Genomic DNA, 13,606 nt, shown 5'->3' with positions numbered 1-13,606 from the left:
TTCGCAAGATTTACATCGTTGAATCATAGTATTATTTATAGAGAGATTCATCTGACACCTTTTATGAAAATTAGAAAACCCATGCCAAAGCCAATAGGCTCCTGCATGGGTTTTCGTTATAGTTTACCGAAACGTAAAATCTTCAATATACATATCGACATCAAGGCCAGGTACACACCCATTTCCACGGTTTGTCATCATCCCATCCACATACAGGCTGCGGATCAGGCTTGAAGTTCACCGAAAGGGCATAAGGGACAGTTGGATCGTATTTGGAAGGATTCGGTGCATAAACGCGCGTGTGATAATTATCGAGTGGCAATCGGAACGTCCTGGTCGTATTTTGATACACGGTTTCGATTACATTTTCATTCATATCCAAGACTTCCAGTTTGTATACACTCTTCTTGGAGGGATTATTCAGATTAATCGTAAAGGTGCCCTCCACATCAAAACTAAGCGAATCCCAGTCCTCGTCAAACGGATTGTCAATCGTGTGCATCATAGGATTGGAATGGTCTGCGAGATAGGCTTCCGTAGTAGGACCGTCATCCCAATATTTCTCGTAACTATCATATACGTCCGTTAAGATCACTTTAAAATTGAATGGCAGGGTGAAACTGCCGTTTGACTTATTCGTGGTAATGAAAAAGTAATAAGTGCCGGGATCTACAACATGACTGACCAGCTGGTAAGGGCCCTTGTCCCGGAAAGATACTGCGACTGCATCCACATCCGCTGGTCCGGAACGTTCATAATAGATATACAAGTTGTAATTCAGACTTGGTGGAGTCAGCAGTAATCCCGTGATTTTCTGGGGCTTGTCCACCTTCACTTTGTACCACACACCACCTGGAAAGAAAAAGCAGCCTGGCATATCCGGAGGGAGGTATCCTTCTACGGGTGTGTTCGCTTTCACCTCGATCGCAGACTCTGAAGATATATTGGTAGGCATATGAGGAGGCGCGGTTCCCTTTTTCATAATAGGAGCAGCCAAGGATGCGTCAGTCGAATACGTATCTACGGATACCGTATCATCACCGGGTGGATCCACCGGGTTGGAATACGGCAGACAATCGGATACATCGCCCTGTGTTGTTACTGTATTCGTCTGGGCGGTACGCTGTAGCGTAGGTGCCGGAGAAGAACCAGCGGCATCAGCAGCCAGACTGCTCATAGGCATGCAGGCGGTCAGCAGCAGAGCAGTTATTGTTTTGAGCATTAACGGTCTGAATTTCATGAGGTAAGCTCCTTTGCGATTTGGGATAAAGACAGATGTGCTTGTGATTCATAACAAGTGCGATAAGGTGCGTCATCTCTCTTTATTTAGGCCACGTGCATACCCAAACATCGCCGATTTCCCAGTCACAGACTGGCTTTGGAGGCGTCTTGAAATCCAGGCTTAGCGTATAATACACATCCGGATCGTAAGAGCCTTTGGCAGAATAGACGCGGGTATAGTATCCATTCATCGGAATATCGAATGTCTTTGGTGCATTCTGATAGACAGTTCCGATCAGCCTGGAGCTTTGATCATATAACTCTGCTTTGTATACGCCTTTGGAGTTGGATGGATTGTCCAGAGACAGTATTAATTTACCGTTTTCAGGAATATTCAATGCTTTCCAGTCCTCATCAAAAGGGTTATCGATCGTATGACGTGTCGGACCCCAATCATATACTTCCGTGACAAAGGAATCGTCGGAATACTGCTCATAGTTATCGATTTTTGGACTGAGCACCAGTCTCAGGTTGAATGGCACTGTCAGACTGCCGGGCGTACCACCTTCTGTAACTTCCAGATAATATGTTCCCGGTCCGCCGACATAGTTGAGCTGCTGGTAAGGACCACTGCTGCGGAATCCGGCAGTGGACTCCATGAACATATGGTAATTAATTCCTGGCGGCATGAGCATCATGAACGTCATTTTTTGTCTTTCTGTTAATGTGACTTTGTAATACAGAGCGCCGCCGCTGTAATTCCCATGGCCATCCGAGCTGCTTGGAGGAAGATAGGACTCGATGGGAGTATCGGGCTTGATCTCAATCGCAGTTTCTCTGGTCGTATTGGTAGGTGGCGTCACTACAGCGGGAGGCAGAGTAGGCAGGCTACTGGTTAGATAGGTGGCGGCAGCTGCTGTTGGTTGTTCAGACACAGGTACTGACACATTGCTTGGCTGAAGCGGATTGGTAATCGGATCGGCACGGATTGTAGCGATCGTGCCAGTATCTGGTTGATCCAGACCTGCGGCAGATGTGAGCGATCCCAGCGTTCCCGGAGCCCAGCTGACTACCAGCAGCGCAACCATGATTTTGGATAGGAATGGATTTGATTTCATCGAATAATCCCCTTTAGGAGTTGGAATATAGATCAGAGTCTATTTACTTTTAACGTTTTGGTTTTTACCATTTTTACTTTTGGCAATTTGGTTTTTGTGGAGACAGGGTTCTTTTCCATTATTTGATTAAGGCCAGGTGCATACCCATTTCCATGGTTCTTCTTCATCCCAGTCACAGACAGGCTGCGGATCAGGCTTGAATTTCATCGTCAGCACATAAGGGACATCCGGATCATATTTGGCAGGATTAGTCGCAAATACACGGGTGTAATAGGCGTTGTACATATCCAGCCGGAATGTTTTTGGTTTGTTTTGGTATACGGAGCCAATCAGATGTTCATTCTGATCGAGCAGCTCCAGCTTGTAATACCCTTTGGATGAAGGATTGTCCAGATTGATTGTTAATGCCCCGTTCACACTGACGTTGAACATTTTCCAGTCTTCGTCATACGGATTGTCGATCGTATGGATCATAGGACCGGTACGGTATTCATCATAGTAGGTCTCTGTGGTGGTGGCATCGTCCGTATATTTCTCGTATTCATCATACTTGTCACTCAGCATCACCTTGATGTTGAATGGCTGCTTCATGCTGCCGCCTGTTGCCCCTTCGGTTACGAACAGATAATACGTACCCGGCTGTGCCACATAGGCGACCTGGTCATAGGGACCGGAATTGCGGAAAGAAACCGTACCGGTATTCACATCACCCGGACCATTGCGTTCATAGTACAGATACAGATAGTAGTCGATGCCCGGCGGCGTCAGCAGCAGTCCGGTAATCTTGGTCGGCTTGTCGACAGTGACTTTGTACCAGAGTCCGCCTGGCCAGAAAATGCAGCCCGGCATATTCGGAGGTAGATAACCTTCGACAGGGACACCCGGCGTCAACTCGGTCGCGGCAAAGGTAGAGATATTGGTCGGCATGCCTGGTGGAGCCGGTATGGTAGGGACACCTGTAGTCGGTTTGGTACCGGCTGCATAGGTATCTGCAGTTACATAGGTGGCTGTTGTCGCTGTACTACCTGGGGCAGGTGCTGCCACCGGTTTGGCAAAGGGCAGACATTCCGACACATCGCCCGAGTAAGCTTGCGGCGTTACTCGGTCTTTGCTATTCAGCGGAATCAGCTGGGGATACGCTGGATCAGAAGTATCGGCTGCTACAGCGGTCAGCATCGGACCCGTCATACAAGTGAGCAGCAGCAGAATCGTGACCATTTTGAACATCAACCATTTGGATTTCATCGCATCATCTCCTCGGTAAGCTAGGATGCAGGAACACGAAAAGGATTAATCATAGCGTAAATGGGTTGTTTGCTGTTCTCTAGATCATGGACCCGTACATACCCATTCCCATGGACGTTCCTCGTCCCAGTGACAGACAGGTCGTGGATCGTATTTGGTATCCATGGTCAATGTATAAGGCACATCTGGATCATACTTGGACGGAGCATAGACACGAACAAAATACGAGGTGACCGGCAGCCGCAAGGTTTTGGTCTCATTTTGCTTTACAGTGGCAATCACATTATCTTCCCAGTCCCAGATTTCGACTTTGTATACGCCTTTGGAAGAAGGGTTATCCAGGCGAACCGTAATAGTACCCGGGTAGTCGAGACCGAACATTTTCCAGTCTTCGTCATACAGATTGTCTATCGTCTGCACCGAAGGCCCCCGGTAATAGGCATCTGTCGCCGAGCTGTCGTCGGAATACCGTTCATAATCATCGAACTTGTCAGACAGCATGACTTTCAGATTGAACGGTTGAGTGAGACTGCCACGCGTATGTCCTTCGGAGATGCGCAGATAGTACGTTCCCGGCTGGGCGACATAGCTGAGCTGGTCATAAGGACCCTTGTGCCGAAAAGAAGCCGTGCCTTCCAGATACATACTGTAATCCAGACCCGGTGGAACGAGCATCAGGGCAGTAATCTTCTGTGTCTTGGTAACGGTGATTTTGTAATAGAGTGCATCCTGGAACCAGACGCAATCCTGATCATCCGGAGGAAGATAACCTTCGACCGGTACTCCTGGCGTCAGCTCGATAGCTGTTCCGTAGGAGGTGTTAACAGGCAGGGGAGCCACTGTGGAACGGGAGGAAGGAGGAGAGGCAGTCGTGTCCGGTGTTATGTATGTATCTGTAGTTGCATCCGCTGAATCGGAGGTCAGATAAGGAAAACACATGCCACCTCCTCCGGTCGATCGTGTAGCTGGTTGGGATGAACTCTCTTCAGCGGGCTGCGGTGTACCGGCAGCATTGACGGAAGAACTGAGTTCCGGGGATACCCAGCTGAATAGCAAGAGCATGATCATTGTCCTCAAAAGAACATAAGTTAACTTCATAGCATCGTCTCCTTTGTATTGGATTGCGAATAGGTGATTTCGAGTTGATTATAACTGATTTATGAATGTTTTCAACTTATATTTTACTTTAGTGTATAAATTATCCAATTATTAAAAAAGTGTGTAATTATAGTTTGCAAATGGGCTTTGAAAGGCGGTTTTAGGGAGGATTTACCAGGTCATTTACAGTTTCTTTATACATTCCTAGTTAGCGAAAAATAGTCACCTATGAATCTTATAGAGTGGCAGGAGGAGAATAGGATGAACTGAAAAAGCCAGAGCAGATAATGCGAATCATATTTATCTAATTATTCCCATAATAGTTCCCATGATAATTCCAAATATGTTCATACAAAAGCTGTCTGCATCCTGCTCTGTTAAAGGGATTTAGGTAGCTTTTGCTGTATGAAAGAGATATAAAATACACAAATTAACAAAAAAGGTATTTCCAATATAGTTCAAAAGATGTATGATTAAGGCGGCTAATCTGCTTAATAGTGTCTATTTACGCAAATCAATATACCTACAAATTTAAAATAAATCCCCGTCCGCATTCCAGAAGCACTGGAACTCATATCTACGGAATCGACGGCAGCAAGGAGCATACACCCATGGCATACATGATTCCAGAGACGATCCGCGGCAGCGCAACTGCTGGCGAACGTACCCTATTTAACACCTTCAAAAAACATCTACCTGACGAGTATGTTGTCTACTATGAACCTCATATTAATGGCAGACGACCCGACTATGTCATTATCGGCCCCGATTTTGGCTTGCTTGTACTGGAGGTCAAGGATTATACCGAGAACACCCTCTACCAGCTTAACCCCGAAGAATGGCAGCTACATACACAAAAAGGAACCGGCACCCTGGAGACCGTCATCAACCCGATCTCACAGGCCCGAAATTATTCATTTCATATTCAGAAAAAACTCAAAAAAGACCGTAATCTGCTCCAGCAAACAGGGGTCTATTCAAATAATCTCAAGTTCCGTTATGGACACGGAGTCGTCTTCACCCGTATGAAAGAGACCCATATCATTCGTAATGAAATTCACCGCTGTATCGATATGCATCTCCTTCTGACAAGGGAAGAAATTGACACGGAAGACGAACATTTCAACCGGGATCGTCTACTAGAAAGACTGAACGGCATGTTCCCGGTTGCTTTCCATCGTAATCAGATGCTCAGCGAAGAAGACATGAAAGCGATCCGCTATCATCTGTTTACCGAGGTACGGATTAGCGCAGATATAAGGGATCACGGCTATTACCAGGACGACCTGCTGCTGTCGCTGCATAACATTCAAGCAATGGATCTGCATCAGGAATCACTTGCCCGGCAGATCGGTGACCGTCATCGACTCATTCGCGGTGTCGCTGGCAGCGGCAAGACACTTATTCTCGCGAGTCGCGCCCGGACGCTGCTGCATGAACATCCGGATTGGCGCATTCTCGTCCTCTGCTACGGCAGTCCGCTGTCCTGCAACATCCGCAGTATGATCATGCACAAGCTGAATGAACCGGAAGATCTGTTTGAATGGTCGGAGATGGGATCGGAATCATCCGGCGATACAAGAGATGACCGATTGCCCGAGTAAATGGAGATTACGACATTCCATGACTGGCTGTACAGACGCTTTCCTATTAAATTCTCCAATAGTGAACTGGGAAATGAACGCCAGATTAACAATCTACTGGAGCAGATAGGCGAAGGAACGCTAACCGCGCCGCAGTATGACGCCATCCTTGTGGATGAAGGTCAGGATCTGGAGCCCCAGTGGCTGGAGCTAATTAGCAAAGCGCTCAATCCCGAGACCCAGTCCCTGCTGATTGTCGAGGATAAAGCGCAAAAGATCTTCCGCCGCAAAGTCAGCCTGTCCCGCAACACCGGACTCGACTTCCGCGGACGCTCCAAAGTATTGAGCATCAACTACCGCAATACCGCGCAGATCGTGAATTACGCATGGGATTTCTACCGCTCGCACTCCAAGCTGCGCGACAAGTTCCAGACGACAGTCACGACCAGCGAACCCGCCGAGATTATCCCGCCGCAGGGCACCAAACGGAGAGGACCGGAGCCGCAGTCCCGTCACTGCACGTCCATTCAGGAAGAGATGCAGTGGGTAGTGGAGCAGATACAGCACTTGCACGAGACAAAGAAAGTCAACTACGCCGACATGGTGATCCTGTACCGGATCAAAGGCAGCTACAACAATAACTACATCATCGACGCGATCCGCGAGGGACTCGACCATAGCTATATTCCCTACAACTGGTTTACCGAGAACAAGCGAACCAAAGACAGCTTTGATCGCTATGAAGAGACGGTGAAGATCTCCACGATCGACAGCGCCAAAGGGATGGACTTCCAGGCGGTATTTATTGTGAATGTGGACGGCATGCCGAGAGAGAAGGCGAAGGAAGAAGAGTGGGACGAGGAAGTATCGCGGTTCTACATTGGGATGACGCGGGCGATGGAACATTTGTATCTGAGTTACAGCAGGGTGGAAGGATTTGCGAAGTGGGTAGATGAGAAAGCTCATACGGCTGCAGATCAGGGTAAGGACAGACCATAAAAGCAATAAATACAACTAGAACAGAGATAAAGGGGAAGTACGAATGGCACGGAGAAAGAGTAAAAAGAAACAGCAGCAGGAGACAGTCAATGCGATAGGCAGCCTGGTTATATTGGGCGGACTCGGCATGCTGTATTACACCAAAAGCCTCATGATCGCCGCTATGGTAATCGTGATCGGGATTATCGTGGTAGCGCTGGTTAGTCGTCTGATCAATGAAGCGAGAATCAATCGACTGCGTCGCTCCGGTATTGCCGAGATCGACAAGATGGACGGCATCCAATTTGAAAAGTATCTGGAGCAGCTGTTCCGGCTGCAAGGATACAAAGCAAATGCTACACAAGCGCAAGGCGATTACGGCGCGGATCTGGTCATCAGCCGAAATGGCGAGAAGATCGTCGTGCAGGCCAAGCGGTATAGCAAGAATGTTGGGTTGAAGGCAGTGCAGGAAGCTTATGGAGCGGTAGCGCATTATAAGGCTTCAGCGGCTTGGGTAGTGACGAACAGCGGGTATACGCAGCAGGCCGTTAATCTGGCGCGGTCGAATAATGTGCGGCTGATTGGGCGGGATGAGTTGGTGGAGATGATTTTGAGAGTGAAAAATGAGAAGAAAAAATATAATATGGAGGTTTAATATGAATCAACATTATGGTGCAACATGGAAGAAATTTGATTTTCATACTCATACACCTGCCTCTAACGATTACAGACAGCTAGATCAAGTAGTTACTCCTAGAAATTGGTTGTTGAAATATATGGAAAAAGAAATCGATTGTGTAGCAGTCACAGACCATAATTCTAGTGAATGGGTAAATCTTTTAAAAGACGAGCTTGTAGCTATGAGAGCTGAACAATGTGATGGATTTAGAGAGCTGGTTATATTTCCTGGAGTTGAAATATCAGTAAATGGAAATATCCACTTATTAGCTATATTTTCTCCTGAAGTTTGTGGACGAGCGATTAATGATGTGTTAGCACGTTCTAAATATTTTGGTGCGTATGGACATTCAGACACATGTACTGAATGTTCGTATAATGATGTTATTAATATAATTCATAGCCATGGAGGTATAGCAATACCTGCTCATGTAGACGGTCCAAAAGGATTATTTGAAGAAGAAAAAGGACTATCACTCGAAACATGCCTAAATGCAAAAGGAGTATTAGCTATTCAAGTATGTAATATTACTTATGAAAAGCCACAAGTTTATATTGATTCAAAATTGAATTATACAGAAATATCCGGTTCCGATAGTCATTCTATTGATACTATAGGACAAATTTATACATGGGTTAAAATGGATAACCCTAATATTGATGCTCTTAGATTAGCTTTACATGATGGTGAAGATGGAATAATTAGAAGCGATGTGAGTCTCAATAACCCAAACGATATAAATCAAAGATTTTATATTAAATCTATTGTTATTGAGAATGGTGCAAAAGCAGGCAGAGGAAAACCTTTAAAAATTGATTTTAGTCCCTGGCTAAATACAATTATAGGCGGTAGAGGATCTGGAAAATCTAGCATTATTGAATATCTGAGATTGCCGTTTAATAAAGTTTCAGGATTGCCAGGTAAAATTAAAGAAAGCTTTGAAGAGTTCAATCAAGTACCTAAAGAACGTGGTAAAACAGGGATGCTAACAGAGGGAACAAAAATTAAAGTGTTAATGCAAAAAGATGGAAGAGAAGTTGCACTTACTTGGACAAATAGTGGTATAAAAGAAGAATTTCAAAATGAAAATAAGAACTGGGAAGAAAAAGAATTAAGCGACAATGTGAGTTTACGATTTCCATTAAGAATATTTAGTCAAAAGCAATTGTATACTTTAACTGAAGATCCTCATCATATTATGAATATAATAGATGAGCAATTTAATAAAACTGAATGGGATCAGCAATATGAAGAGTTGTCAAATAAATGGATGCAAAATAGAGCTCGCAAAAGAGAATTGTTTTACAAAGTAAAAGAAAAAGGAAACTTATTATCAGAGTTAGATGATATATTAGCAAAAATGAAAGTTTTCGAAGAATCTGGTTATAAAAGTATTCTTGATAATTATGCTAAAGCACAATCTGCATTAAGCAAATTTGAAGTTGAAAAAGTCAAAATTGATAATTTAAATGTCCAAGTTCAAGAACTGGTAAAAGTATATCCTATAGATATGCTTGAGTTCAATCAATTTGATGAGATAGACGTAGAATCTAACACTCAATTACATGAATTATCTGAGGAAATAAATAATATTATTATAGAATTTAACCTTATTAGCAGTAAAATTGCTGATTTCAATAGTCGAATATCTTCAAAAATTGAATCGATACCGTACTATGAAAAAATAAATAACCATTGTAAGGATTATGAGGAGTTTGTAGAAAGATTAGAAGAAAGTGGAGAACAAAATCCAAATGCTTATGGTGAATTAGTATTTAAACAACAAGAGATTGAAAAGAAATTGAAAAGAACTTCCGAATACGAAGAAGAAATGCAAGCTTATGAGAACGAGTCTACTATGTTGCTTACAGAAATTAATCTTCATCAACAAAATTTGCGTAAATACCGCCAGAATGTTATAGAAAGATGGCAAGGAAGCAACTCGAATATAAAAATTTACCTAAATGTAATGGGTAATATTGAAAATGCTGAGAATACCTTTAGAAATATTATACGCAAGAATGGAAAGGAATTTACTAAAGATATATTAGAAAAAGATGATGATAATATTCCTCATAGTGGAATTCTTTATAATTTATCAATGTCGGCTTCTATATGGGAAGACAGAATTAAATTAATAAATGATATCCAAAACACTTCTAACTTAAAAACAACAAAACGATTTATTATGCATATTGATTCACTGCTTATTAATACGCCTGAGGATATTGATAGATTAAGCTTATGGTACCCTGAAGATAAAATAGTCTTAAAGCTGGCTAGCAAAAACAAAGAAGAAGATATTGAAACTGGATCAGCAGGCCAGCGTACAGCTGCAATGCTTTCTTTGATGCTCTTGTTGGATGATTCGCCTATAATTATTGATCAACCAGAAGAAGATTTAGATACAAAGAGAATAACTGACTTAGTTGTTTCCGGATTACGAGAGTTTAAGAATAAGCAGCAAGTTATAATTGTAACGCATAATCCTAATATACCTGTAAACGGTGCCGCAGAAAACATTATACAAATGAATTTTGCAGGAGGAATGATTCAAAAGCAAATAAGTGGTGCCTTACAAAAAAATGATGTTAGAGAAGCTATATGCGAAATTATGGAAGGTGGAAAGGAAGCTTTAAACAAAAGATATTTTAGAATTTCCAAAGCATTAGGCGATTAGATAGTAATAGATTTTCTAATGATAAAAAAATAAGTATTATTTCGATTTATATTTTAATTAATATGCTTCGTAATTAAATTAATAATAAGGGTATAATTTACTGTAGACCTTGAAGCTAAATTATTACTCTATAACTTTTTTGGATAAAAACAATTGGTTATTTCTTTTTCAGTCTCTTTTACAATAATTTGTTTCCTCATACTCCTAACTCATCAACCTCATCCTATACTCCTTTCATAGCACTTATTGAGAAGAGTATAGATCAGCCAAAATGTCAAAGTCATTGCCCTTACCGCCGAAATATCAGACACAGTAAGAGTCTTGTCTGCCTATGGTAGAGATGGAATGGTCGAATCAGCCTTTACCGTGGGCATCTTCCAGAAAGAGCAGCGGGCGATGGAGGAATTGCTAAGGTTTCGCCAGTACCTGAGTCTGATCGTCATGGAGCCTTTTCACATTCAACCGGATCATTGAGGAGGCATGAGTAGCTAGGTAAAGGAGAAAAGTGAATCCCAACTTGATTGGGAACACCACCTTGTCCTGACTTCACTGGATAGAGTTCATCCTCTGAAACCTGTAGTTCATTTGAAAATAGCAGTGGAAAGAGGAAATGTCAAAAAGATCTATAAAGTAGAAGAGTGAAGATGAGAAAACTCATTTTCCATTTATGTATTTAATTTTACAAATTATGTATAATATGATAGGATAGAAAGGATTTTAATAATGAGAGGAGACATGTAGAATGAAAAAGAAAATTATTGCATCTGTTATGTCCCTGGCTTTATTATTACCCGCCACTTCCGGATTTGCGGCAGCTGATTGGTATTGGACCAATAGTGTGACGCGTCTGGTAGCTTCCAATCAGGCATGTGGAACGATCGTACATGATGATGGCAGAGGCTACATTGGTACACTTACTTCCTATCAATATTCTACTTATGGCAATGAAAGACAATGTTGGTACCAAGGACGTATGGAATACCGTTATTAGTTCATACTCTTCCAAATAAAATAAAAGTCTCTGGCAGAATTTGAGCCAGGGACTTTTTTTATATACGATCCAGACTATAATAACGAGAGGACGTTAGCCTATTTAATGCGAGTAATTCTTCTCTTTTGGCTACATATTTTCTGCTGTAAGCTATAGCACTGAAAGGAATGTACACAATGTTCAAAATTCTCGTTGCGGAAGACGATACCAATACGGCGAAATTAATGAAAACAATTATTGGGACAGCTGGTTATAATGTGTTTTTGGCCGAGAATGGCATAAGGGCACTAGAAATACTGGACAGACAGCATATTGATCTGATTGTACTAGATATTATGATGCCTTACCTGGATGGATTCGAGTTGACACAAATGATCAGAGATGGTAGAAATGATATCCCCATTCTGATGGTTACAGCAAAGCATCTACCTGTTGATAAGCGAAAAGGATTCCTCGTGGGTACAGATGACTATATGGTCAAACCGGTGGACGAGGATGAGCTGCTTCTGCGAATTCGTGCCCTACTGCGAAGAGCCAAGATTCTTTACGAGCGTAAGCTTCATATCGGAGAAGTTTGTCTTGACTATGATTCTCTCACTGTATCCAGATACAACGATGTACAGACATTGCCACAGAAAGAATTCTATCTATTGTACAAGTTGCTGTCGTATCCAAACAAGATTTTCACCCGAATTCAGCTGATGGATGAGATCTGGGGAATGGATTCGGAGACAAGTGATGTAACGCTCAATGTTCACGTCAATCGGTTGAGAAAGCGATTCGTTGATTACCCGGAATTTGAGATTGTGGCGATCCGAGGCGTCGGTTACAAGGTTGTAAAACATGTTGATTAGACGAATGGGTAAGCTCAGGCAAAAGAGTTATATTCACGGTTGGGGACTGACCTTTATTTTTACATTTATTGTTTTGTTTATTCTCCTTGTATCCATTTTTCTTGCGCTATTGATTATTGTATTTCTTTCTTCCGTTGGACTATATACTCCGTCTCCAGTCGGAACATCTGATGCAGGAAGTGGAGTATGGCTTATGATTTATTTTGGCACAGTCAGTGTACTCGTAAGTATAGTGGCCTCTTTGATCTTTAGCCGGATTCCTCTTGCTCCGATCCGACAAGTAATTCGTGCTTCCGAAGAACTGGCTGCAGGTAATTTTTCTGTCAGAATTCATCTCAAAGGGCCCAAAGAACTGAGAAACCTCAATCGTAGCTTCAATCATATGGCAGAAGAACTGGATAGTCTGGAAATGCTACGTTCGGATTTTATCAATAACTTCTCTCATGAATTTAAAACGCCGATTGTGTCTTTAAGGGGATACGCCAGGATACTAAAAAAAGATAATCTATCTGCTGAAGAGCGCAACGAATATTTGGATATCATTATTAATGAGTCGGAACGTCTGGCTGAGCTGTCGACGAGTATCCTTCATTTATCCAAACTCGAAACCCAGACGATGATTATGGAAAAAGAATGGTTTAACCTAACGGAACAAATTCGAACTGCTGTTATACTTCTACACCCCAAATGGTCTGCGAAAAATATTGGTTTTTTATTCGATTCGCCTGAATTTATGGTTACTGCAAACGAAGATATGCTCAGCCAGGTCTGGATCAATCTTTTGGATAATGCGATCAAGTATTCACCTACGGATTCAGAGATCCAGATCAATATTGTCTCTGAAGACCAAGGAATTATTGTAGCTATTCATGACGCTGGTCCAGGGATTGAACCAGATAAGCAAAAATACGTTTTCGATAAATTTTATCAAGAGGATGACTCGCACTCGTCTTCCGGCAATGGATTGGGACTGAGTATTGCTTACAAAATCGTCGCACTGCATGAGGGGACAATTAGAATTGCCAGATCGGATAGGAACGGTACAATATTCGAGATTATTCTCCCTTCAGGCTAGATGACTGATATTATCTCCCAGGCGAATAATAAGTAAACAAATGGTGTCCATTGATTGTTCAAAGAGATAACTTTACCAGCTGGA

Annotated in this window: 12 protein-coding genes; 8 read left to right on the top strand and 4 right to left on the bottom strand. The window is 42.6% G+C overall.

The genetic code is table 11. From position 1 onward, the window contains the following. Positions 1–160 precede the first annotated feature (160 nt). From WH46_RS10155 to WH46_RS10140, 4 genes are all read right to left on the bottom strand, one after another. Positions 161–1,240 carry a hypothetical protein gene (locus tag WH46_RS10155; protein WP_046226623.1) on the bottom strand — a complete coding sequence of 360 codons (1,080 nt, stop codon included), beginning with the start codon at positions 1,238–1,240 and terminating at the stop codon, positions 161–163. 82 nt (positions 1,241–1,322) lie between these two features. Beyond that, positions 1,323–2,339: a hypothetical protein gene (locus WH46_RS10150; RefSeq protein ID WP_046226622.1), complete on the bottom strand. Its 1,017-nt coding sequence runs from the start codon at positions 2,337–2,339 to the stop codon at positions 1,323–1,325. A gap of 126 nt (positions 2,340–2,465) precedes the next feature. Then, a complete protein-coding gene (locus WH46_RS10145) occupies positions 2,466–3,584 on the bottom strand; it encodes a hypothetical protein (protein ID WP_046226621.1) in 1,119 nt (372 codons plus the stop codon). Positions 3,585–3,668: 84 nt separating this feature from the next. After that, a complete protein-coding gene (locus WH46_RS10140; protein ID WP_156172247.1) occupies positions 3,669–4,682 on the bottom strand; it encodes a hypothetical protein in 1,014 nt (337 codons plus the stop codon). A gap of 611 nt (positions 4,683–5,293) precedes the next feature. Between WH46_RS10140 and WH46_RS24385 the strand changes: the two genes are divergently transcribed. From WH46_RS24385 to WH46_RS10110, 8 genes are all read left to right on the top strand, one after another. After that, positions 5,294–6,286 carry a nuclease-related domain-containing DEAD/DEAH box helicase gene (locus tag WH46_RS24385; RefSeq protein WP_231584321.1) on the top strand — a complete coding sequence of 331 codons (993 nt, stop codon included), beginning with the start codon at positions 5,294–5,296 and terminating at the stop codon, positions 6,284–6,286. Continuing rightward, positions 6,287–7,264: a 3'-5' exonuclease gene (locus tag WH46_RS24380; RefSeq protein WP_231584320.1), complete on the top strand. Its 978-nt coding sequence runs from the start codon at positions 6,287–6,289 to the stop codon at positions 7,262–7,264. Between the two features lie 43 nt (positions 7,265–7,307). Beyond that, positions 7,308–7,898 carry a restriction endonuclease gene (locus WH46_RS10130; RefSeq protein WP_046226619.1) on the top strand — a complete coding sequence of 197 codons (591 nt, stop codon included), beginning with the start codon at positions 7,308–7,310 and terminating at the stop codon, positions 7,896–7,898. Between the two features lies 1 nt (position 7,899). Next, positions 7,900–10,602: a TrlF family AAA-like ATPase gene (locus WH46_RS10125; protein ID WP_046226618.1), complete on the top strand. Its 2,703-nt coding sequence runs from the start codon at positions 7,900–7,902 to the stop codon at positions 10,600–10,602. A gap of 345 nt (positions 10,603–10,947) precedes the next feature. Further along, the gene (locus WH46_RS24500) at positions 10,948–11,076 is read left to right on the top strand and encodes a hypothetical protein (RefSeq protein ID WP_269430601.1); all 129 of its coding nucleotides are present in this window, start codon (positions 10,948–10,950) and stop codon (positions 11,074–11,076) included. A gap of 268 nt (positions 11,077–11,344) precedes the next feature. Beyond that, entirely contained in the window at positions 11,345–11,593 is a 249-nt protein-coding gene (locus WH46_RS10120; protein WP_046226617.1) for a hypothetical protein, read from the top strand. 176 nt (positions 11,594–11,769) lie between these two features. Beyond that, positions 11,770–12,447: a response regulator transcription factor gene (locus WH46_RS10115; protein WP_046226616.1), complete on the top strand. Its 678-nt coding sequence runs from the start codon at positions 11,770–11,772 to the stop codon at positions 12,445–12,447. Next, positions 12,437–13,522 (top strand): HAMP domain-containing sensor histidine kinase, encoded by a 1,086-nt coding sequence (locus tag WH46_RS10110; protein WP_231584319.1) that lies wholly within the window; start codon positions 12,437–12,439, stop codon positions 13,520–13,522. The genes WH46_RS10115 and WH46_RS10110 overlap by 11 nt, the downstream gene beginning before the upstream one ends. Positions 13,523–13,606: the final 84 nt, after the last annotated feature.

Origin of the sequence: Paenibacillus dauci, from assembly GCF_000971985.1 — a bacterium.
Taxonomy (GTDB): Bacteria; Bacillota; Bacilli; order Paenibacillales; family Paenibacillaceae; genus Saccharibacillus; species Saccharibacillus dauci.
The sequence above is the reverse complement of the archived record's forward strand: the minus strand, read 5'-3'. Positions and strand labels throughout refer to the sequence as shown.

What these genes read in the sequence shown, in the direction of transcription:
- WH46_RS10130 (WP_046226619.1), top strand. Translation starts at nt 7,308, where the DNA reads ATGGCACGGAGAAAGAGTAAAAAGAAACAGCAGCAGGAGACAGTCAAT.
- WH46_RS10145 (WP_046226621.1), bottom strand. Translation starts at nt 3,584, where the DNA reads ATGAAATCCAAATGGTTGATGTTCAAAATGGTCACGATTCTGCTGCTG.
- WH46_RS10155 (WP_046226623.1), bottom strand. Translation starts at nt 1,240, where the DNA reads ATGAAATTCAGACCGTTAATGCTCAAAACAATAACTGCTCTGCTGCTG.
- WH46_RS24500 (WP_269430601.1), top strand. Translation starts at nt 10,948, where the DNA reads ATGGTCGAATCAGCCTTTACCGTGGGCATCTTCCAGAAAGAGCAGCGG.
- WH46_RS10140 (WP_156172247.1), bottom strand. Translation starts at nt 4,682, where the DNA reads ATGAAGTTAACTTATGTTCTTTTGAGGACAATGATCATGCTCTTGCTA.
- WH46_RS10125 (WP_046226618.1), top strand. Translation starts at nt 7,900, where the DNA reads ATGAATCAACATTATGGTGCAACATGGAAGAAATTTGATTTTCATACT.
- WH46_RS10110 (WP_231584319.1), top strand. Translation starts at nt 12,437, where the DNA reads ATGTTGATTAGACGAATGGGTAAGCTCAGGCAAAAGAGTTATATTCAC.
- WH46_RS10120 (WP_046226617.1), top strand. Translation starts at nt 11,345, where the DNA reads ATGAAAAAGAAAATTATTGCATCTGTTATGTCCCTGGCTTTATTATTA.
- WH46_RS24380 (WP_231584320.1), top strand. Translation starts at nt 6,287, where the DNA reads ATGGAGATTACGACATTCCATGACTGGCTGTACAGACGCTTTCCTATT.
- WH46_RS24385 (WP_231584321.1), top strand. Translation starts at nt 5,294, where the DNA reads ATGGCATACATGATTCCAGAGACGATCCGCGGCAGCGCAACTGCTGGC.
- WH46_RS10115 (WP_046226616.1), top strand. Translation starts at nt 11,770, where the DNA reads ATGTTCAAAATTCTCGTTGCGGAAGACGATACCAATACGGCGAAATTA.
- WH46_RS10150 (WP_046226622.1), bottom strand. Translation starts at nt 2,339, where the DNA reads ATGAAATCAAATCCATTCCTATCCAAAATCATGGTTGCGCTGCTGGTA.